At 48.8% G+C, this 20,694-nt stretch carries 18 protein-coding genes; 9 read left to right on the forward strand and 9 right to left on the reverse strand.

Annotated features, from left to right (window positions below; translation table 11 throughout):
• The first annotated feature begins 20 nt into the window (after positions 1-20).
• The 4 genes from FBF61_RS15625 to FBF61_RS15640 all read left to right on the forward strand — a co-directional run bounded on the left by FBF61_RS15625 (position 21) and on the right by FBF61_RS15640 (position 3,695).
• On the forward strand, positions 21-431 hold the full coding sequence (locus FBF61_RS15625) for a hypothetical protein (protein WP_138478811.1): 411 nt from the start codon (positions 21-23) through the stop codon (positions 429-431).
• Between the two features lie 272 nt (positions 432-703).
• Complete coding sequence (locus FBF61_RS15630) at positions 704-1,429, forward strand: 3-keto-disaccharide hydrolase (protein ID WP_138478813.1); 726 nt, start codon at positions 704-706, stop codon at positions 1,427-1,429.
• 249 nt (positions 1,430-1,678) lie between these two features.
• Positions 1,679-2,797, forward strand: a complete 1,119-nt coding sequence (locus FBF61_RS15635; protein ID WP_138478815.1) for a metallophosphoesterase family protein — start codon at positions 1,679-1,681, stop codon at positions 2,795-2,797.
• A 115-nt stretch (positions 2,798-2,912) separates the two neighbouring features.
• Positions 2,913-3,695, forward strand: coding sequence for a sialate O-acetylesterase (locus FBF61_RS15640; RefSeq protein ID WP_138478817.1), 783 nt, complete (start codon positions 2,913-2,915; stop codon positions 3,693-3,695).
• Positions 3,696-3,765: 70 nt separating this feature from the next.
• Here the strand turns inward: FBF61_RS15640 and FBF61_RS15645 are convergent, their stop codons facing one another.
• The 3 genes from FBF61_RS15645 to FBF61_RS15655 form a co-directional block, all read right to left on the reverse strand.
• Positions 3,766-5,364 (reverse strand): DUF4394 domain-containing protein, encoded by a 1,599-nt coding sequence (locus FBF61_RS15645; RefSeq protein ID WP_138478819.1) that lies wholly within the window; start codon positions 5,362-5,364, stop codon positions 3,766-3,768.
• 181 nt (positions 5,365-5,545) lie between these two features.
• The gene (locus FBF61_RS15650) at positions 5,546-6,817 is read right to left on the reverse strand and encodes a ComEC/Rec2 family competence protein (RefSeq protein ID WP_138478821.1); all 1,272 of its coding nucleotides are present in this window, start codon (positions 6,815-6,817) and stop codon (positions 5,546-5,548) included.
• Between the two features lie 138 nt (positions 6,818-6,955).
• Positions 6,956-8,461 carry a choice-of-anchor I family protein gene (locus FBF61_RS15655; protein ID WP_229215067.1) on the reverse strand — a complete coding sequence of 502 codons (1,506 nt, stop codon included), beginning with the start codon at positions 8,459-8,461 and terminating at the stop codon, positions 6,956-6,958.
• Between the two features lie 193 nt (positions 8,462-8,654).
• Here FBF61_RS15655 and FBF61_RS15660 point away from each other — a divergent pair, with 193 nt between their 5' ends.
• The 5 genes from FBF61_RS15660 (at position 8,655) to FBF61_RS15680 (ending at position 12,981) form a co-directional block, all read left to right on the forward strand.
• A complete protein-coding gene (locus FBF61_RS15660) occupies positions 8,655-9,158 on the forward strand; it encodes an RNA polymerase sigma factor (protein WP_138478823.1) in 504 nt (167 codons plus the stop codon).
• A gap of 11 nt (positions 9,159-9,169) precedes the next feature.
• Positions 9,170-9,745, forward strand: a complete 576-nt coding sequence (locus FBF61_RS15665; RefSeq protein WP_138478825.1) for a hypothetical protein — start codon at positions 9,170-9,172, stop codon at positions 9,743-9,745.
• A 52-nt stretch (positions 9,746-9,797) separates the two neighbouring features.
• On the forward strand, positions 9,798-10,661 hold the full coding sequence (locus tag FBF61_RS15670; RefSeq protein WP_229215068.1) for a hypothetical protein: 864 nt from the start codon (positions 9,798-9,800) through the stop codon (positions 10,659-10,661).
• 20 nt (positions 10,662-10,681) lie between these two features.
• The gene (locus tag FBF61_RS15675; protein ID WP_138478827.1) at positions 10,682-11,917 is read left to right on the forward strand and encodes a hypothetical protein; all 1,236 of its coding nucleotides are present in this window, start codon (positions 10,682-10,684) and stop codon (positions 11,915-11,917) included.
• Positions 11,918-12,072: 155 nt separating this feature from the next.
• Entirely contained in the window at positions 12,073-12,981 is a 909-nt protein-coding gene (locus FBF61_RS15680; RefSeq protein WP_138478829.1) for an NAD(P)/FAD-dependent oxidoreductase, read from the forward strand.
• Positions 12,982-12,994: 13 nt separating this feature from the next.
• Here FBF61_RS15680 and FBF61_RS15685 read toward each other — a convergent pair whose 3' ends face one another.
• The 6 genes from FBF61_RS15685 to FBF61_RS15710 are packed head-to-tail and all read right to left on the reverse strand — an operon-like array spanning position 12,995 to position 20,638.
• Positions 12,995-13,360 (reverse strand): high-potential iron-sulfur protein, encoded by a 366-nt coding sequence (locus FBF61_RS15685; protein WP_138478831.1) that lies wholly within the window; start codon positions 13,358-13,360, stop codon positions 12,995-12,997.
• 58 nt (positions 13,361-13,418) lie between these two features.
• Positions 13,419-15,530 (reverse strand): PVC-type heme-binding CxxCH protein, encoded by a 2,112-nt coding sequence (locus FBF61_RS15690; protein ID WP_138478833.1) that lies wholly within the window; start codon positions 15,528-15,530, stop codon positions 13,419-13,421.
• On the reverse strand, positions 15,527-16,849 hold the full coding sequence (locus FBF61_RS15695; RefSeq protein ID WP_138478835.1) for an NHL repeat-containing protein: 1,323 nt from the start codon (positions 16,847-16,849) through the stop codon (positions 15,527-15,529). The genes FBF61_RS15690 and FBF61_RS15695 overlap by 4 nt, the downstream gene beginning before the upstream one ends.
• A 4-nt stretch (positions 16,850-16,853) precedes the next feature.
• Positions 16,854-17,831: an amidohydrolase family protein gene (locus FBF61_RS15700; RefSeq protein WP_138478837.1), complete on the reverse strand. Its 978-nt coding sequence runs from the start codon at positions 17,829-17,831 to the stop codon at positions 16,854-16,856.
• Between the two features lie 27 nt (positions 17,832-17,858).
• Positions 17,859-19,256, reverse strand: a complete 1,398-nt coding sequence (locus FBF61_RS15705) for a neutral/alkaline non-lysosomal ceramidase N-terminal domain-containing protein (RefSeq protein ID WP_138478839.1) — start codon at positions 19,254-19,256, stop codon at positions 17,859-17,861.
• Positions 19,253-20,638 carry a DegT/DnrJ/EryC1/StrS family aminotransferase gene (locus FBF61_RS15710; RefSeq protein ID WP_138478841.1) on the reverse strand — a complete coding sequence of 462 codons (1,386 nt, stop codon included), beginning with the start codon at positions 20,636-20,638 and terminating at the stop codon, positions 19,253-19,255. The genes FBF61_RS15705 and FBF61_RS15710 overlap by 4 nt, the downstream gene beginning before the upstream one ends.
• Between the last annotated feature and the right edge of the window lie 56 nt (positions 20,639-20,694).

Here is a 20,694-nt window from a genome sequence, read left to right on the forward strand (position 1 = left end):
TTATACTAATTGCTATGAACATGAAAACGATTATCATATTGATTTTTAGTTTGGTAGCTATATTCAGTGCTTATGCGCAACAACCTGCACTGATCTATCATGGTGATTCGCCTACTGGTTCCGGCACCTCGGCGGGCATCAGGAAAATCCGGCCGCAGGGTGTAGGTAAATATGTTAAAGTAGTCTATGAGGACGGCCGTACAGAGAAAATTGCCAAAGGTTCGCTGTGGGGTTACAGGGATAAAAAGGGAAATACATTTCGGATGTACCGGCGTCAGCCGTATCTGATAGTTTCGGATGATGAAATCGTTACGTATGCACACCGCAAAATGGTAGGCAACGGGAACGGGGTTGTATGGCAGACATACCGACTTTACAGCCAGACACGCAATTCGCCGATAGTAAGCAGGAAGAAGAAATTGCAGATGTAGTAATTTTAATGTTTTTTCACCCAGATAGATCCTGTAATGATCAACGGTGAGTGAATGGAATTTATCTTTTGTAGATCAACTGCGGTTGCAAATAATATGTCTTAGGCTACACTGAACAGGAAAGCATTTCGATTCTATTGATATTTTGACGCTTGTCCGATAATTTATTGCAGTTCTATTCAGGTTAGTCCTGATTTTTCCCCGCAAACATATCAGTATTTTATTGCTCCATTTTACTTGTCGTATTTTGGAACCATAAACTTGCCAATCTAATGATCAGATTTTCTTCACTGGCTTTAATTTTTGTCCTGGCATTTTTGAATGCCCATTCTCAGAGTCTGAATGCGCTTTCCGCTACTGAGAAAAAAGAAGGCTGGAAGCTTTTGTTTGATGGAAAGGATCTGAAAGGATGGCATGCTTACGGGGGAAAAGGAGTAGGCGCTGCCTGGATCATAGAGCAGGGGGCGATCAAGTTAAATGTGCCGGAACGGGCGGGTAACAAGGCTAAAAATGGCGGAGATATCGTCACTGATGAAGTTATCAGCGGAGATTTTGAGTTCAAGGCAGAATGGAAAGTCAGCAAATATGCAAACAGCGGTATTTTCTTTTTTGTCAATGAATCATTGAATAACAAAAACATGCACGACACCGGTCTTGAATTACAGGTGATCGATGATAAAATCTACGAGGGGGCCAAGGAAAACACGCACAGGGCGAGCGACTTCTTTGGTGTGGCCAATGCACGTTTGCGGGAAGGTAATCCTCAGGGAGAATGGAACCAGATCCATTTTATTGTTAAAAAGAACAAGCTGACGGTTTATCAGAACGAATTCATGGTGCAGGAACACGATCTCGCCGGTACCGACTGGAAACAGAAAATCGCCGGTAGCGGGCTAAAAAATGCTCCGATCGGGAAGGGTTCCTACGTGGGCAGGATCGGGTTGCAGGACTGGGGGAGTACGGTTTGGTACAGGAATATCAAATTGCGGAAACTATAGGCTGCTGTGGTGCCTGGTGCCGGTCGGAGTCCGGCTTTCGCTCGGACGTAGTCTGAGGCTATGCCCAACTGTTTGCTACGCCAGCTGGGGCTCTGACTTTTGCCTGGCAATTACCCGAAATCAGAAAACATTGCCGCTTTTGGTGAACCGCTGCCGTTTTTCAACGGTTTAATGATAAGTAAAAGATCGGGTTGGTATTGAACCACCATGATAGTCCCGACAGAATTATTTATCAGAAAATAAGTTTGAATGAACCCTGCTCAAAAATATAGCACTCCTGTTTTAAAAAAAAATGTCCCCGATGATTCGGGAAAATTTCTCCCTCTTCCAAAAGCCACAGGTCTTTTTCCTTTTCATCTTGATGTACAGGATATCAGGAAGTTAGGCAGTCAAAATAAACTTGTTTTTCATATGCTGGGTGATACCGGCGGACTTCGCAGCGCTGATTTTCAGCGGGAAGTTGTCAGTGAAATGGTCAGGCAATATCAGCAGCCGGATGAGCATGGAAAACCGCAGTTTTTATACCATCTGGGCGATATTGTTTACAATCACGGAGAATGGGAAGAATACGAAAGGCAGTTTTTTAAACCTTTTCAACATTATCCCGCACCGATATTTGCAATTCCCGGCAACCATGATGCCGACGTCAACCCCGATAATCCTGCTGTTTACAGCAGTCTGGACGCTTTTCGGGCTGTTTTTTGCGACAGCAGCCCAAGAACCGTCACTTTCAGCGGGAATGCGGAGCGGAAAAGTATGGTTCAGCCTAACCTGTACTGGTCGCTGATAACCCCTGTCGCGCGGATCATCGGATTATACGGGAATGTCACGAAATTTGGCAAAATCGAGGCTGAACAACGACGCTGGCTGGTAGCGGAATTGCAGGCGGCAAATCTGGAACGAAAGGAAAAAGCCGTGGTACTTTGTGTGCACCATGCTCCCTATTCAGCCGATATCAACCATGGGTCAAGCCTTGAAATGATCCGTTTTCTGGAAGGTGTTTTTGCTGAAACCGGTATTGTGCCTGATGTGGTTTTTAGCGGACATGTACATAACTATCAACGGTTTGCAAAAGACTATCCCGGCGGTAAGACTGTACCCTATATCGTCGCGGGTGGTGGCGGTTATGACGAGCTGCACCCGGTCGCGTCTCTCACCGACAACCGTTTCAGCGCAGATAATCCTTTACTGGACGGAGTAAGGCTGGTCAATTATTGCGACCGGAGACACGGCTTTCTTAAGATATCGATTGAGAAAGAAGCAGGCGGCATAACGCTGAAAGGTGCGTTTTACACGATTCCGGAAGATGAAAATACAGGGCGTGGGGCCAGTGTGAAACTGGCTGACGAGTTTGTTATAAACCTCTGATTTTGAGTACTAAGGTTTATGAATGTGACATAGTTTTCAAGTTTTTAAGGGTTTTGTCTCAAAAGTAAAGTCTGACAGAATAGTTTGGTGAAATTTCACATAAATCCATCAGAGGATGAAGTTGGTATTAAGTTTACTGCTACTTGTTACACTGAATCAAGCTGCCACCGCGCAGCCAAATATTCCTAAAAAGAAGTTTCATTTATATGTTCTGGCCGGACAATCGAATATGGCGGGAAGGGGTGTGGTAGAGGAACAGGACAAAGTGAAAAATCCGAAGGTCTGGGTTTTGACCAAAAATAATACCTGGGAGCTGGCATCCGATCCGCTACATTTCGACAAGCCTGAGGTAATAGGCGTTGGGCCTGGTTTTTCTTTTGCAAAAGCCATGGCCGAAAAGGACACCAATATCGTGATAGGGTTGATTCCGTGTGCAGTGGGTGGTTCGCCTATCGATGTCTGGGAGCCGGGCAAATACTATGAACCAACGAAAAGCCATCCTTATGACGACGCGGTAGCGAGGGCGACAGCGGCTATGAAATCAGGGGAATTAAAAGGTATACTGTGGCACCAGGGTGAATCAGATAGTGATTCTTTAAAATCACAATCTTACGAAGCAAAGCTGGAAGCACTGGTCAAAAGATTCCGTAAACGGTTGAAAAAGAAGTCCCTTCCATTCGCCGCGGGAACGATGGCCGAATATTATCTGGATCGGCATCCTTACGCAAAAACCATCAATGCCGCGATCCTGAATTTACCCAAGCATTTAAAAAATACAATGTCAGTCAGTGCCAGCGGCCTTAAAGAAAAAGGGGATAAAACGCATTTCGACAGCCCTTCGGCACGCGAGCTTGGCAGGAGATATGCTGAGGCATTCCAGGAATTGAAACAAAAATAGGCACATAAAAAAGCATCCGGCAATAGAAGTTCCCTTTCTCGCCGGATGCTTTTTTTAATCGGATTCGGTATTATAAACCGAACCCTACCGCCAATCCTCTGATTGGGCCGCTGTAACTGTATTTGAGTTCGGCTGCGCCGGTAGCGAGGTTAACTGTATAAAAGCTGGTTGTTCCCCCCACTGTAAATATACCGTAACCCATGCCTGAAACATTGCCTATGTCGAAGCCGATATTGGGATCCACATCCACCCCGATACTCAGGGGCTCCACCAGCGTTCCGTCATTTGGCGGGCTTTGTTTGTAAAGGGTATTGGATTCACTGTCAATATCATATAAGGCAGTGTTTGCAGGAATTACGCCGGGGTAGCTGTTGGTATAGCCTGCTGCCGTTACAAAAGGAGTTGGCCCGGCGACACCGATTTTCAATGGTCCATCCAGGATAGTAACTCCGTTGTCCACGTTGATCCGCAGGTTTTGACCATTGTCGCTTACCACCCGGAGGCGATCAGCCGCAGGATTGAAATCCACCCCGAAGTAGGTTCCGCTCAACATGACCGGCTCGGTACTTTCAAGTCGCAGACTGGCCAATTCTGTGGCCGCGCCCGAACCAAGGTCTACACCATAAATTTTGCTGTTGCTGCCCAGTGCATAGAGCCTGCCGTTCATTGGCCTGATATCCATACCCATCAGCATCACATCCCCGGGCAAACCGGTTATTGCTTTGGTACCATACTCGTCTCCGGATGTGGGATTAAATATTTTCAGGTTGTTGGCAAGATCGAGCGCGTAAGCCGCCGGAAGGGAAGGAATAGCAATTCCGACAATGTTAACACCTGTTGGCAGATCACCCAGTTTTTGAAGTTTGCCCGAAGCCAGATCCACAAAATCAAGTTCCCATTTTCCACCGAACTTCACAGAAGCGATGGGGTAAACGTCGGCTGCGTTGATATCAGGAGAAATGTCAAATCCGCCTACATCCTCGATGTCCAGACCCAGGGAGCCCACTGGAACGAGGGCACCCGGGTTTGGTGGGTTCTGAATGTATAGCATGTTCGCTTGGGCATCAATATCATATAAAGTGGTACCTGCGCCAGCAGGTGCAGCGGTCACCCCTGCGCGACTGTTTGTATATGCCACTGCACCTACCATCGGGCTCGCAGGGCCGTTTAATGCAGCGTCACCGGGAACTACGGCTCCGGTTTCGGGATGAAGGCGTAAATTTTGTGCGGTGCTGGTTACGACACGGATTCTGTCGACGGTAGGGTTAAAATCAAATCCGATGCCGGGGCCTGTCAGTGTGGTAGCTATGGGGGCGGCGCCGATTCTCGTGGCTCTGCCCTGCTGGTCGCCCTCTTTCACATTGACCTGGTAAAGATTACTTTGTGTGCTGATCGCATAAAGCTGACCGGTTGCAGGACGGAAATCGATTCCTGCGAGCATATCACCATCTTGAAGGCCGGTAATGCTGAAAGATCTTGTTGGTGATGAAGTGTTTCTGATATTGATCTCATGCAATTGGTTATTGTCCGACAATGCGTAGAAAATCCTGTCAGGAAGTGCCTGCTCGGTCGGCGGCACACGATGATCTTCGCATGAAAAAAATATCAGGGAAGTGAGAAAAGCAAGTGTAAGCGAGCTGCTTTTGGTAAATACGTCGAAAAATTTCATAAACATCTGAGTTTAGTGAACTAAAAACATTCAGTCCACTTACGCTCAAACTGTCCCTTTGGATTAAAAAAGGCTATTTATTTTTAACATAATTTTAATTCAGTTTTAATGGAGGTTTTTTATGGGTAATATTTTACAAAGTTGAAATCCTGAAAAACGGAGTTGTCGGAGAGGCGTTTCACTATCTAGACTCGTAGGGGCCGTGTACGCTTTTAATGCGCTGAGATTCATTTTCGTCGTCGAGCACATAAACAAAATAACGGTCTCCGCCCGGCTCAACACTCACTACAATGTGGCCTTTATCGCTTTTCAATCTGTCGAGCATTTCACCGATTACCAGTTTGTTGGGTTGCAGCATATCGGTGGCGAACACATCCCTGTCGCCGGAATATATACGCTGCGAATAGATCCTGTCAAGAACATCGTGGCCGGGGTGGTCAGATGACCATACCGGAATAACAAGTACCCTGGGACGCAGGGCCTGAAGTAAAAAATCATTTTGTGAATCCCGGTTTCCGTGATGGTCCAAAATATGCACTTCCACAGGCCCTACTGCCTTAGCGACAGGCGTTTCCACGTCATGCCACGCGGGCACGCCAGGCTGTAAGACACCCGGTATGTCGCCTCCTGAAAAATAGTCGAATTTGCCGTAGCTGATTTTCATGGCCACGCTGCACATGTTTTCATGCGGATATAATTGCGGGCTGAGCGTTTTCAGCTCGGGGAAATGCTGGCGGGTGATGGTTCCCGTACCGGTCCATATTTCTCCGTTGGCAGCGACGTTACGTATTTCAAATAACCCCGCATACTTACCGGGATTGCGGGTCAGTTTGAGCTGATCATTGCTGCCCGGTTTACTCTTTTCAACTTTCATACCCTTGTTCTTGACCTGCCAGTCCAGAAATGCCCGGTAGTTTTGCATCAACTTATCGTTCATCGCCCTGGGGTAAGCATAGTCGGGCCACCCGCGGTCGATTATCGTCCGGATCGGCAGCCAGTCGCCTATTTCCGTAATGCCGGTCAGTACATACTTTCCATTCGCTGATTTTTTTGATACCGCCGAAGGCATACCCATGTGGTCGTCATGAAAATGCGTGATCACGGCATAATCGATCGCCTGATCGGCCGAACGGAATCGGGTGGCTTTTGTAATATACCTGGCGATCCATTCGCCGGCATGGCGCGTTGAGTCGGGCTTTGCGGTGGTGTTTCTGGGGCCCTGGGTCCGAGGATCTGTGAGGTCCAGTTCTCCGGCGTCAATGAGCAGGGTAGTGCCGTCGGGCAGGATAAAAAAGGTGGCATTGCCGCGGCCGGTATTAATGTGGTGGATGTCCAGCTGCCCTTCTTTCCAGCTTTCAAAAATCTGTCCTGCTTTTTGCTGCGCGCTGCTCCGGAATGTGTTCAGCAGGAAGAGGCACGCAACTAAAATGCCGGCTCGTAAAATTCTTTTCATAGGATGTTTTTTTAACCTTTAAAACAAAAATAAACCATTCCCCGGATGTTGCTGCGAAACCCGGCGGCTCAATGAGCGAAAGGGGCTGCCCATTATTCTGAGGCAGCCCCGGCGCGGGGTCAATCTGTTTATGCTGGGTCAGTTGGTCTGGTAAAATCTCACGGTACCGTCGCCTTCATTGCTGGTTACCAGCAGGCTTTTCCCGTTAGGGCTTTTATCCGACGGAACAAAAAGAACGCCTTCCGGTGCCTCTCCCGTTTCTATGATCTGAAGGAATTGTGGTGCCGCTGGATTGCTGATATCGTAAACACCAATCGCATTGACACGCTCCAAAGCGATAAAAGCTAAAGTTTTGCCATTCACAGTTCCTACGGTAACACCCTCCGGTTCAACTCCTTTGTCGTCCGAGCGGCCGTCTTCATAAATCCCCGCGTTGATCACATCTTGTTCCAGTTTGCTGCCCGAATCATGGACCAGCTGCATGTCGGTGGCATTGAAAATGCTGAAACCGCGGCCACCGAAACCGTACAGAACATCGTAATCGCCGTCACCACCAATATCTCCACGGGTATTTGTGATCCGCAGACGCCCAAGATTTTCCTCCTTCTGCAGATTTTCCGCATCCGTGAAAACCGTTGGATCGAGTGTAACGTCTTCCACTCTTTCCTGCTCGTCAAAGGTTGAATACTCCCTGGCATCGCCCTCATTGGCGGTAATGAGATAAGAAGAACCGTTCACTGAAAAGTAAGAAATGGCATCAGGAAGGAAAAATGATCTTACCGGCCAGGTTTTCAGCTCGACTGTGTTGTCTTCATCACTGGCATCCATGGCGTTCACCAGCTGGCTGATATCCTTGGTACCCAGGGGGTGCAGTTTCAGAATTGTTCCGCTTACCAGGTCAATTTCAGCAATCCCGTTGTTTTCCTGCAGCGTTACAAACGCTTTTTTTGAATCGCTGGAAATGGCCACATACTCGGGTTCGATATCCTGGGCGAAAGTAGCGCCCGGGCCGTAAGTCCTGAATCCTTCCAGCGCTAGCTGCGGATAAGAAGCCGCAAAACCATCGAACTTCAGTGTTTTGACACTGTAATTGTCCGTCACATCAATAATTGAAACAGAACCTTCCGGATCATTGGTGTAATCTGCATTCGGCTCACCTTCATTTGCCGTGACGATATATTTTCCGTCTGGGCTGAATGTCACCATGTCCGGCAATGCGCCCACTGTTACCTGTTTGATGAGCGCGAGCGTCGAAGTGTTCATCACGATCACGCTTCCGTTTGCCTGCTTGTCGGAGGCTTCCAGCGCGATAGCCAGTTTGCCATCGGAAACCGATACACTATTGGCAACGCCACCAAGAAGTGACACATCGATAGGCTGTAACTTGGTGATCGCAGGAAGGGATGAAAGGTCCATTACTGCCACCAGGGCAGCAGATTCATTGCTAACCGTGAAAAGGCGATGGGTTGCCGGGTCATAAGCTGAAATTTCCGAGGCAGCAGTGCCACCCAGATCAATAGCGGCAACTTCCCGGAACGACGCAGGATCTTCCGGCCCTGATGTTTCGGGAAAATGGTCTGTAATACAGCCGTTCATCAACACAGCCAGTAAGGTCAGTGCAAGTAAAGATTTGTTCTTGATCATAAGCAGTGAGTAGGTTGAAAAGTTAAAATTACGCACCGCCCAAAACTTGTTAACCGCCCGTTTTGCTTCTTAACAATAAGATAATCCGGGCTGTATCCGGAGTATCTTTGAGGGGTGGAAATATTTATTTTGATGCCATACAACCTTTTCGGCAACGCCCGGCCTCTTTAACCCGGAAATACTAAAAACATCTATGGCCCCAGAGGCGGAATTAATTACAGGTTGCCTTTTGCATGACCGGACTGCACAGCGGAATTTGTACGACCGTTACAAAAAGGCGATGTATACGCTGGCGTACCGGATTACCGGGGATTTTGACGACGCGAATGATGTTCTGCAGGATGCGTTCCTGGAAGTGTTCCGCCATCTCAGTCAGTTCAGGGGAGATTCGACGCTGGGTGCCTGGATCAAGCAGATCGTGATCCGTAAGTCGATGAAAAAAAGGCGGGTCATGCTTTGGCAGAACCTGGACGAAAATGTGGCCGAACCGATCAATTGGGGAGATGATGAGATCAATGCTGCTCACCTTGAAACTGCTATTCTCTCTCTCCCGGACGGCTTCAGAACGATTTTTGTGTTGGCCGAGATCGAGGGTTATACGCACCGCGAAATAGCGGTGATGCTTAATATTTCGGAAGGGACTTCGAAATCCCAGCTGTTTCATGCCAAGAGAAAATTGCGGAGCATACTTTCCTGACAACAAAAACAATGGAACAGAATCATAATAATTTAAAAAAAGCCCTGGCAGGAATGCGGCAATACGAGCCTGATGAGAATTTGTGGGCGTCGCTGATAGAGAAATTGAATGAACAACGGTTGCATCAGGCATTGAAGCTGCTGCCTGATCATGAGCCCGATGCGGCTTTGTGGGAACTGATCTCCAACAAATCGCCACGCCCGATGCAGTCGGCTTTTATGTGGTGGTGCGCCGCTTCAATACTTTTTATTGCGGGTATGTTGGGAATATGGACTTCAGTTGGGGAAAATAAACCGGCGGTTGCCTATTCGGAAGAAAAAGCGGATCCGCGCCTCCGGATCGGGGCAGAGCAGGTGACGGACGTTCAATACCGCAAACTGAAAGCCTATTGTGAAATGGAAACGATCGTATGCAACAGGTTAGATTACAAGAATTTACAGCAGGAATATGAAAGGCTCAGTTCGGCGGCAACCCAGCTCGAACAGGCGATAGGGGAATATAATACCGAACCGGAACTGATACGCCAGTATAATGATGTGGAGCAGAAAAAAGCCAGGGTTTTGAATGAAATGGCCAAAATGATCTAAAAATACGATGATGAAATTGTCACATACAGTTTTTTGCAAACTAACATTTCTGTTGCTTTTGGCACTTGGAACCGTGGCTTCCGGCGGCCGTATTGTGGCGCAGGGTACTTTGCAAGTGGCCACCAAAACGGTAGAAAAGAATATAGGACCGGGAGCTGTTCGAAAGCTTTATATTAATGCGGAGAAGGCTGATATTGAAATGGTTACCTGGGGTAAAGCTGAGATTTCGGTCGTCATGCAGTTGTCTGCCAGGCATACCGACAGGGCTACGGCTGCCAGTGACCTTTCCAAAGTACAATACATAGCTGAGCAAAATGGGAAAGACTATTTTCTGCGGAATTACATTGTCCTGAAAAACGGCGAAAGCAAGCCGGTTTCCAACATAAAAGCCCGCTACACCATTCACCTTCCACCTTCCTGCGCGGTGGATCTTAAAAATTCTTTTGGTACTATCACATTGAGAGGACTCACCAACGGGTTGCAGCTGAAAGCGGACTTCTGTACCACAACATTGACCGGAATTAACGGAAAAGTCGATATTCAAACCACATTCGGGGACCTGAAAGGACGGGAACTGTCAGGCTCGTTTGCTTTTTCCACCGACCATACCAATCTTCACCTGGAACAGGTCTCGGGCGCAATGAAGCTGAATGCGTTGTATGGAAATGTGGAAATATACCCTTCTGCCGGACTTACAAGCCTTGCCATACATTCCAAAAAGGCAGAGGTGACCGTTTTGTCAAAAAACTGGCAGCAGTTCGACTATACTGTCAACGGTGCCTATACCACCATGAAACTCCCCAATGGGTTTAAATGGAAACGCAATACAGCGGATTTCAAAGATGCATTCTTTTCCAGAAACCAGCTTGCCAGCGTCGAGATCAACACCGAGTTCGGAAACCTGACCATTAAATAGTCTGACCTTCTATATCAGCCATGAGAAAAAGCATTCTGATCCTTTTTGCTTTGAGCATCTTCCATGCGTCCTCCGCTCAGGACAGCACCAGCATTTCCTACTCGGAAGAAAGAGGCGACACCCTCGTCAAACAACGCTTCATCGACCGGTACGAGCATGTTTTTATGACGAAAGTGCCGACGAGGCAGATGTTTAAGATAGGGTATACCTCTTCAGATTATCGTGGAGCAGGGTTTCAGATGGGTTATGAGTATAAGTTCCTGCCTGCACTGTCTCTGGAAGCCATTGTATACTACCAAACCAATACCGCGCGGATAAACCTGGACCATGTCAGAACAAACATCAGCGTTCAAGCCCGAGCGCGATGGTATTACGACATGAATAAGAGAGGGAAAAGTGAATTGAACGCAAGTAATTTCAGCGGCAGGTATATTGGCGCATATTTTGATCAAACCATCGATTTGGCCGGTGATACTCAACACTACAAGAGAAGTGGTCGCTTTGGTTTTCTATATGGCTTTCAAAGCAGGTTTTTAAATCGAGGATATATCGATTTTGCCGCTGGCTTGTTCAATCGGGACACTTGGCCGGGTTACAATTATGCCGCAAGCAGCACATATCATTTTTTTAGAATGAAGGATTTCGTTCTGGCGACACAACCAACGATCGGCGTGGCCTTCGGAGACTGGAAAAAGACCACCAAGTCACCGGTCTGCGATGTCCTTTTATGTGACGAAAATATTTGGGATCAATGGAAATTGCAGCTTCCTGACGCATCGATTGGTCTGGTGAGCCAGAGACTGGAGTCGGCGCTGACTTATGAACGTAAATTAGGGCCTGGTGCATTCTCTGTCAATGTTGGTGTAAACAGCTGGGTGCGCAGATATAAGGATTCGCAGACGTATAAAAGCTTTAACTATTACGCAGCAGGAGAGTTACAAGTAAGATATTATTTTCTTCTGAAAAGACAGGTTCGCAGAGGTCTGGCAGGGAATAACTTTTCGGGGCCTTACACTGGTGTGGCAGTGAACTATTCTTTTTGGGGCTATGATTCCGAGCACCTGACCGGCTATTCCGACCATAGGGATACGCGGACAATGAGTGCTCCTTTATCGCTTGGTTATCAGCAACGTTTCTTTGGAAAATTGTACCTTGATGCCTCGATTTCATACGCAAGAAATTTGTACTCTTCTTCCCCGGTTATCGGCAGGTCCTTTAGTTTTTCACCAAACCTCAAAATAGGTTTTACTTTCTGAAATCATCATTCATCATTCATAATTCTCGCCAGCCGGTGTTTTGTTTTTATTAATGCAACATTGTTGCATTAATAAAAAGAACTTTTAATTTTGCCTGAAACCAATGGCTGGCAGAGGTATTTTTCTTTTGCCTGGCCTTCTAAAAATATCAGCAAATGAAAGAGAACAGTGATTTTGAAGTGATCATAATCGGAGGAAGCTATGCCGGACTTTCGGCGGCGATGAGCCTGGGGCGGTCTTTGAGACGGGTTTTGGTCCTAGATGGTGGCCAGCCATGCAACCGGCAAACCCCGCATTCCCATAATTTCCTTACACAAGACGGGCAGACACCCGCTGAAATTGCCCTGACAGGAAAAGAGCAGGTATTGAAATATAACACCGTTCATTTCCGGAATGGGTTTGCGGCCGGCGCGCAAACAACGGAAAACGGATTTGAATTGATCACCAGTGCCGGTGAACTTTTTACGGCCGGCAAACTGATTTTTGCTACCGGTTTGAAAGATATCATGCCGGATATCGATGGATTTGCCGAATGCTGGGGGATTTCGATTTTGCATTGTCCTTACTGCCACGGCTACGAGGTAAGGCATGAAAAAACAGGAATATTCGGGAATGGAGCCATGGGGTTTGAATTTGCCCGGATGATTTCAAACTGGACCAAAGACCTCACCATCTTTACGAACGGGGAGGCTACATTTTCGCCGGAAGAATCGGAAAAATTAAAGCAACATGACATCCGTGTCGTTGAAACAGCAATAGGTCTGATTCAACACGAGAGCGGTCGCATTCAAAATGTAGTGCTCAGAGACGGGACAAAAGTTGCACTTAAAGCAATATACGCCCGTCCGGCGTTTGTTCAGCACTCCGATATTCCGGCCGGGCTTGGCTGTGAGCTAACGGAGCATGGTTTACTGAAAGTAGACGTTTGTCAAAAAACAACGGTTCCCGGCATTTATGCAGCCGGGGACAATTCGAACTTGGCGCGCTCCGTAGCCATGTCCGTTTCGGCGGGATCGATGACGGGAGCAATGATCAACCGGAGCCTTATCGAAGAAGGATTTTAATTATCCGGTTGTTTTATCCCTGGATCTGCGGCGCCCAGTAGGTGCAGTACCCCCCCTCAACTACCGGGCCCTTAAAGAGCTGGCACTTGCCGCAGCTAGGGGATACTTTCTGCGGCAGGTACAGCTGGCAGTTTATACATTTCGAATCTGCGATAGGCGATTCTTTTACATATCCCAGCTTTTCCCGCGCTTTCAGGTCTGTTTCCGTTACCTGTGAAAAGTCGTTGCAGGGGTCGGCAGAAACGGCTGGTTTTTCTTCTTTTTGTTTGTTTTCGCTGGAATTGCAGGCATTCAGGCAAACCGCCAGACCCGGGAAGGTCAATGCGGTGTACATGGAGCTGCTGATAAAATTCCTTCTTGACAGCTTGGTATGGGTCATTCCTGGTTTTTTGTGCTTACTAATGATCGTTCTGGTGAAATGGTCGTGTCAGATCTGATTACAGATCAATAATCTGTTCAATTGCGTCGTGTACTTTCGTTCCCGACGATGGCAGCATGGCCAGCAGTAACCTTTTCTGGTTGTCATCGGGTTTGATGCCGTCTTTTGAAGTTTTCATTCCCTTCATCAGTCCGCGGAGCATGGCAAGTTTCCATTCTTCACCGGTATCATCCCCCGAAAAAAGCTGCAGTAGTTTTCGGGTCTCTTCTTTCCTGTTCCCGGATCCCGCCATGTAGGCGTAGTCTTCCAGGAACGAGATTTTGCCTGGCGCGACTTCCCTGAAAAATGATCCTCCCGCCGACAACGATTTGATGATTTCAGGTGACGAACCTGCTTTTGAGCTTAATACCGCCATTTTGAACCAGGGGTCATTGGGGTATTTTTCCAATACCCTGGCCATTGCCGGTGCTACTTCCTTGGTCGAAAACTGACCCAGACTCAGTGTTGCCTGGAAAGCGACGCGAACAGAAGAATCTGCGGTGGATTTGATCAGTTCTTCCAGCAGCTGCGGATATTGCTCGGATGACATAACACCATACTCGCGTACGCCCGCGGCAGGATCCTGCATAGCCTGTTTAACCAGATCCGCGTTCAAAGCCTTTAAACCATCCAAAACAAAAAATGCATGAAGCCTTGCCCTTGGGTCTTTGTCGTCGGTGAACAATGCTGTTACTGCCGGGATCACAGATTTATCCTGACGGTCCAGCAGCAATCTTTGCGCCTGCAAACGCCACCACTGGCCTCTGTGTGCAAGCAATGTTACCAACTCTGCCGAGCTCATTTTTGAAAGTTTGGGAGCCGTCTTGTCGGTTGAAACAGGATTTTTGGGTGTGATACGGTACACACGGCCCATATCCGACCCCTTGATGAAATCCATATCGGTTTTCAGGTCTTCCGGGATAGATACCGGTGTCTCGATATGCTGACGGTAAAAATCAACCACATAAAGTGCACCGTCGTGACCGACAGTAAAGTTATCCGGCCTGAACCATGGGTCGGTGGATGATAAAAACTCTTTGTTATTCTCCGAAATGCTGTCTTTTCCGGCAAAGTAAGTCGGACTGTCGGTACGCGGTGTGAGCAGGTCGCGGTGCACGAGGTTGCCGGCTACCTCGCCTATGAAGATATTCCCTACATATTTTTCGGGGAAAGTTTGTCCTGCATACACCGTTCCGCCTGAAGCGCCGGTGAAATGGTCTTCTGCATATTCTTTCCTGTCAAGCCCCTGCTCGGCATATTCTTTCACCCTTCTCGCCGTGCGTTCAGCCCGCCAGTAAGGTGGAGGCGTTTCCTGGAACATGGTCAGGTCGCCGTTGGAAATATCCTGCACGCCTTTTTTGGAAGGCAGGCTTTCGTTGCGGTGCGCATATCGCCATGGCATTACCATGTGCTGGATCCGTATCGTATTCTGGGTAACAAAACGGTGCCCCCATTCATTGAAAGATTGTCCGAACTGGCCCGGCCCGCTTTCCTGCTCAAATTCCCCGGTTTCCGGTTTGAAACGAAAATCGGCGCTCCGCATTTCCAGTGCCGGTTTGCCCGGGTGGGTTTCTGATGTTACGCTTCCGGCCTGACCGTTGTTACTAACGTAGATCCAGTTGTCGATTCCATAGCGCAGGCAGGTGATCTGGGCTTCGGAATTGGTTTCGAAAAAGCCCTTGAACAAAACCTTTTTGATATCGGCCTGAAAATCGCCAGTGGTATCTTTCATAAACCAGATATTGGGCGCCGCCGCAACCAGCAGCCCGCCCTTCCATGGCAATATGCTCGTGGCTTCCGATATGCTGTCAGCAAAAACCGTTGCCTTGTCCACCCGGCCGTCGCCGTTGGTATCGAGCAGCAATTTGATCCTGCCGCGGCCTTTTCCAGGCTCGGGCTTGTAAGGATAGTCCGGCATTTCCACCACAAAAGTGTTTCCATCCTCGTCGAAAGCCAGGTCCACCGGATCGGCGATAAAAGGTTCCGCTGCAAAAACTTCAATATTGAAATCCTCATTCAGCTGAAAGCTTTTCAATGCCTCTTCCGGCGTCAGGGCATCGGCATAGCGTTTTTTGGAACAGGAAAAACCGGTCAAAACTAAGGCCAGAAAAAGAATATGCGAGCGTTTCATTGATCCTGATGGTTTAAAAACGGGTTCGAGATTTTAATGAGATCCTGGATTACTTTCCCCTCGTGGTCGATGCGTGCGAGGGCATAAACATTGCCGTCTGCGCCCACGGCAATAGAGTTAACGTAAGTGGGGCGCTGGCCGTCGGGATAAAAGATAGGGCCGTGGTCGGAGTAATGTCTGAAAGGGATATGATAGGTAACCAGATGCAGGTTTTCCAGCCCTTTTGCCGCCCCTTTCGCAATTTGTTCTTCACCTTTCAGCCTTTTTCCGTCAATATAAATCGGCCCGCCGGTGAGGTAGTAAATGGTTTCCTGGTCGGGGCCGAGCTGAAATCCAAGGTAGCCGTAACTGAACTGGTCAAACATCCCGCTTTTCCGGGACGGGAGGGACGTGATCCGGTCGACGATTTCAATGGTTTCGGCTGCGGGATCAAAACGGAAAAGGTACCCTGAGTTTCCATGGACCCCATAGGCTACTTTTTCAGGGGCATACCAGAATATTTTCCGCCAGTTGTAGCACATGCTGCCGGGCCGTGTAGGGTCGTATTTACCGAAATAATCCAGCCGCAGGTCCACGTTTTCCAGCTTTCTGACTTCACCTTCCGAAGGATTATAGGTATAAATAGCTCCGACTGCCGTAGAAAAATAAACCGACCCGGTTTCAGGCACTACAAACAGCGACCTGCACAGCGATCTGAAATCATCTCCGGGCGTTCCGGCTTCACCTCTTGCAGCTACCGAATCAAAGGTTTTCAGTTGATTCTGATCCACATCATAATGCAGAAAACGGCCAGTGGGCCAGCTGATGCCGTACATGTGCCCGCGTTCCGTGTCTACTGTCATGCTTACGACGCCTTCACCGCCGGGTACCTTGGCGAGGTCTTCAAATTTTTCGGTAGCCAGGTCATATGAGAGAAAATGCCCGCCTGCATATAATCCGTAGCCTTCCGGCGGCGTGACAGGCAGCCTGTCCATGCCTTCTATCAGTTCATAAAAACCAACATGCGTTGAGAAATAGAGCTTTCCATTCCTTTCATAAAAACGGACGTGGCTTTTTCCCTGGGCGATGAGGTTCAGCCCTTTTTCGCCGCAAATTTCGGTAAGGTCACCGAGGAATTTAATCTGTTCGGTTTTTGGGTCGAAAACAAACATCTGCCCGCCCACATCATGCTGGTCGGACGAGAGGATATAATAAATTTTACCGTCGCTGGCCGCAGAAATACCATTGTACGTATCATGTGCGCGGTCAAAGCCGGAGGAATATGGGAATGCAGGAAGCGCCTGCGTTGCGGGTTCAGGGGTTAGTATTTCTTGGGTCATGCTGTTAGATCTTAAATAGCTTTTTTGCATTTTCAAACAATATCTTCCGCTCGATTTCTTTGCTGGGTGCCAGTTTCCGTATCATCGCAATCGTCTGCGCACCCTGGCATTTTTCCCCGTGGCCTTCGGCATCGTCGCAGTCACTTCCGTACAGTAATTTATCCTGATGCCGTGAAAGGAATTCCTTGTAATGGTCTTCGTCCCGGGTCATTGCCAAAAGCCCGGAGCCCGCGGACATATCGCCGTACATATTGGGATAATCGCGCAGGAGCCGGTCTGTAATGCCGCCCGGTGTCACTTTTGTTTTGGGATAAAGTACTTTCTGGTCGGTGTGGTTTTTATCAATATTGGCCCACCAAGTCTGCGCATGTCCGATAAAGTTGACTTTGGGATACTTTTCCAGCATTTTATGAAAGTTCTCGAAATTGTAGTTGAACATTTCAAACTGCCAGTGCATCAGTACAGGCACGTCGTAGGTCTGAGCGAGCTCGTATATTTTCTGCATTTCCGCCGAGTCGCAGGCCACCCCGAATTTCAGTTCCCCGATCACAGGCGCGCCCAGTTTCAGGTATTTTTCAATTTCCGTCACTGCATCCGGCAGGTCGGGCACTTCATTGGAACCGTACAGAAATTCCTTCGGATATTCTTTCGCAAAATCGTAGCAGACATCATTTCCACCACATTTTGCCTGTAATCCGTTCGTCTTACCGTTGTGCGTCGAAAGCCCGAACGAGGGTGTTCCGGCTGGCAGTAGGATCGTGGTGGTGATCCCCATTTTTCGCTGGTGAGCCAGCAGCAATTCCTGACTCCTGCCCGCATAGTTGGTATGCTGGTGGATGTCGATGATCGGTTCGGTATCCTGTTTTGTTGTGCCAAAAGCATTTGCTTTGCTGCCGGCAGCAAGAAGCAAAGCGCCGGAGCCTGCGAAAAAGTCGCGGCGCGAGAGAGGCAGTACTTTATTCTGACAAGAAAGAGATTTCATGTTTTTCCCCGTTTGTAAACACATCCGTTATTTCTTAAACAACCTCGATTCTGGTTTCGGGACACCGGCTTGTTCGGCCAGTTTTACCATTCCGTTCACGATTGAAGTTTCCACTTCGGAAGTCCAGGTACTTGGGAGCCCGTAAACGATCGCGGCAACTTCACCTTCATATCCGCCTTCCCGCAGGATCGTAGCGGAAGGAATATAGGTCATCACATCGTTGGAATAGCCCATCACAAAAATATCCTGGCCAAAAACCTTTTTGAGTTCAATGGAATACTGCACCACCAATTCGCCGCCCAGCGTCATGATCGGCTGGTCGCCCAGCTTCCACACCTGCAGTGGAAAAGGGTAGGATTTCGGGAATGCCTCGCCTTTGTTCACTTTTTCGATCATCCGCTCAGCCCAGCGTTTCTGAAAACCCGACGCAGTTGCCAGATATTTCGTAAGCTCCTCCTTCGTCGGCGCAGCCGTGAATGGCAGGTCGATCTCGTTGTATGCGCTGGAAATCTTTGGCGACAGTACTTTCATATCCTCGCTCAAAATGCGCTCCACGGCAGCAGCCAGCGTTTTTCCGTATTGTAATGCCAGCGGGACAGTATGCCGTGGCAAGGGATTCTGATCCGCGCCCGCGCCCTGAAAAAACAAGGCAGTCGCGCCCGGATACATTTTTTCGAGTTCGATCTGTGCAAAACCGGGGTAGTCGCCCGACCATTTGTAGCTGTCGAGTACGGTAGGGTGGCAGGCATAGCCGAATGCAATCGCCAGCAATTTTCCAGCCTGGTCATTGACCCGGATCACCGGTACTGCAAAATCATTTGGACCCTGTAATTCGGTGAGCCTTTCGAGAATGGCGGCATCGTTATTGCGCCTGTTTACCTGAAACCGCGTGACGCCGTTGCGGGCGGAAAGTTGTGCAGGCTGCAGTTTTTTAATGGCGTCGCCCACTACGGCGACGATATTCTGTACAAGCTTGTCCGAATACCCGCTGATGCGTTTTCTTTCGGCATCATCCAATGGATAAATATCCGAAAGCGATTCCGCGAGCACAGGACCGGAATGCGTATGCGAGCTGTTCAGGATGATGTCCTCTCTGGCAACTCCATATTTATTTTTGACCCCCGCCCGGATATCATCGGAAAGTTTTTTTGGAAGGCCCAGTAAGTCCAGCGTAACGAGCACGGATTTTTTTCCATCGGCATCTTCCAGTGCCAGCGCTTTGGCCCAAAGGTCGTGGAGCTTGCCGTCCGAAGGACGAGTGCGGCTCGCGAACCCTGCCATCCACATATTCTGCTCAGGCGTTATCGCCACTTTTGCCACACCCGCCTTCCAGCCTGCTGATTTAGGTTGACCGTGAACAGGGCAGAGCAATACGGAGCAAATGATCAAAAATGAGGCGGATACTGTTTTGATAGTGCTGCTCATTTTTTGCTGAGGGTTTTGATTTGCTCCGCGTTTTTATGAATTTTCTGAATGGCCGATGCGATATCGTCCATGTCTGACTTTGTGCCCAGCAGCATGTTTTGGGTAAACCACACCGCCTCGCTGCAAAGCAGGTCGTTTTCAGGGCATTTGTTCAGTTCATTGTATTTTTTGATATCCAGCATTTCTTTAGGATACGCACTCTTGTAGCCTTTGGACGAGAATGTTTCGGCAATAAACGGCTGGGTGTTCAGGGTGGTGTAGCCGCTTGAACAGGGAACTCCTTCGGCGGACAATGCTTTGAGGAATGCAGCACGCGACAAGCCTTTGAATGCTTCCTGTTTGTACCGGAAAGGAAAAAGGTGAAAAGCTGCCCTCGTAACGCTGTCGTACAATTGGTACGGAACAATGCCGGGAATATCTTTGATCTGAGATTTCAGGTAAGTCGCATTTTCGGTGCGGGTAGTGGTTTCGGCATCGAGCCTTTTGAGCTGCGCCAGTCCGATAGCCGCCTGGTATTCGCTGAACCGCAGCTTGGTACCCTGCATGTTGGCCCCTGCGCCCACGGCGCCCACCGCGCTGCCGTAAGGGTTTCCGAAATTGGTATAGGAAAAGCAAAGGTCCATAAACGCGTCATCGTTGCTCACTACCGCTCCGCCTTCGCCTATCGGCAGGTTTTTAGAATTCTGGAAACTGAAGCAGCCTGCATGTCCGATCGTTCCCACTTTTTGTTTGTTAACTTCCGCAAGGTGTGCCTGGCATGCATCTTCGATCACGACCAGGTTGTGTTTTTTGGCGATGGCCATGATCTTGTCCATATCTGCAGGTAATCCCAGGATATGGACGGGCATGATAGCCTTGGTGCGCGGTGTGATTTTTGCCTCAATTTTTGCTGGATCCATCTGGTACGTGACGGGGTCGATATCCACAAAAACCGGCATGGCACCATTGGAAAGTACGGCACTTACAGTAGCAATAAAAGTATATGGAGGGACCAGTACTTCGTCCCCGGCCTGGATCTTGAACTGGGAAATTGCGGTTACGAGTGCATTCGTCCCGTTCACAACGGCCAGGCTGCGTTTGACACCCAGGGCCGAAGCCCAGGCTTTTTCGAACTCGGTAACAACTCCCGCCCGTGACCATACGCCGCTGCGCATGACTTCCAGCAGTTGTTTTTCATCTGTTTCGGGGTTCCATCTCGGCCAGGCAGGCCACTTCTCTTTTGTCCAGGCAGGAGTGCCGCCCAAAATGGCAGGCGCGGCCGTTTTTCCGATCCGGGCACCGGCTAATAAGGTGGAAGGTGCGCCAACGGCGATCATGGCGCCCGCAGCAGCCAGGGAATTGGTTTTGATGAATTCCCGTCTGGTTTGACTGGCTTTTGACATGGGTTCAGGATTTGGAGTTTTGGATTAACGGGCAACGTTAATTTCTTATGGGTACG

Origin of the sequence: Dyadobacter bucti (genome assembly GCF_005869225.1) — a bacterium.
GTDB classification, from domain to species: domain Bacteria; phylum Bacteroidota; class Bacteroidia; order Cytophagales; family Spirosomataceae; genus Dyadobacter; species Dyadobacter bucti.

Coding starts and splice junctions, on each gene's coding strand:
- FBF61_RS15625 (WP_138478811.1), top strand. CDS start 21: ATGAAAACGATTATCATATTGATTTTTAGTTTGGTAGCTATATTCAGT.
- FBF61_RS15630 (WP_138478813.1), top strand. CDS start 704: ATGATCAGATTTTCTTCACTGGCTTTAATTTTTGTCCTGGCATTTTTG.
- FBF61_RS15635 (WP_138478815.1), top strand. CDS start 1,679: ATGAACCCTGCTCAAAAATATAGCACTCCTGTTTTAAAAAAAAATGTC.
- FBF61_RS15640 (WP_138478817.1), top strand. CDS start 2,913: ATGAAGTTGGTATTAAGTTTACTGCTACTTGTTACACTGAATCAAGCT.
- FBF61_RS15645 (WP_138478819.1), bottom strand. CDS start 5,364: ATGAAATTTTTCGACGTATTTACCAAAAGCAGCTCGCTTACACTTGCT.
- FBF61_RS15650 (WP_138478821.1), bottom strand. CDS start 6,817: ATGAAAAGAATTTTACGAGCCGGCATTTTAGTTGCGTGCCTCTTCCTG.
- FBF61_RS15655 (WP_229215067.1), bottom strand. CDS start 8,461: ATGATCAAGAACAAATCTTTACTTGCACTGACCTTACTGGCTGTGTTG.
- FBF61_RS15660 (WP_138478823.1), top strand. CDS start 8,655: ATGGCCCCAGAGGCGGAATTAATTACAGGTTGCCTTTTGCATGACCGG.
- FBF61_RS15665 (WP_138478825.1), top strand. CDS start 9,170: ATGGAACAGAATCATAATAATTTAAAAAAAGCCCTGGCAGGAATGCGG.
- FBF61_RS15675 (WP_138478827.1), top strand. CDS start 10,682: ATGAGAAAAAGCATTCTGATCCTTTTTGCTTTGAGCATCTTCCATGCG.
- FBF61_RS15680 (WP_138478829.1), top strand. CDS start 12,073: ATGAAAGAGAACAGTGATTTTGAAGTGATCATAATCGGAGGAAGCTAT.
- FBF61_RS15685 (WP_138478831.1), bottom strand. CDS start 13,360: ATGACCCATACCAAGCTGTCAAGAAGGAATTTTATCAGCAGCTCCATG.
- FBF61_RS15690 (WP_138478833.1), bottom strand. CDS start 15,530: ATGAAACGCTCGCATATTCTTTTTCTGGCCTTAGTTTTGACCGGTTTT.
- FBF61_RS15695 (WP_138478835.1), bottom strand. CDS start 16,849: ATGACCCAAGAAATACTAACCCCTGAACCCGCAACGCAGGCGCTTCCT.
- FBF61_RS15700 (WP_138478837.1), bottom strand. CDS start 17,831: ATGAAATCTCTTTCTTGTCAGAATAAAGTACTGCCTCTCTCGCGCCGC.
- FBF61_RS15705 (WP_138478839.1), bottom strand. CDS start 19,256: ATGAGCAGCACTATCAAAACAGTATCCGCCTCATTTTTGATCATTTGC.
- FBF61_RS15710 (WP_138478841.1), bottom strand. CDS start 20,638: ATGTCAAAAGCCAGTCAAACCAGACGGGAATTCATCAAAACCAATTCC.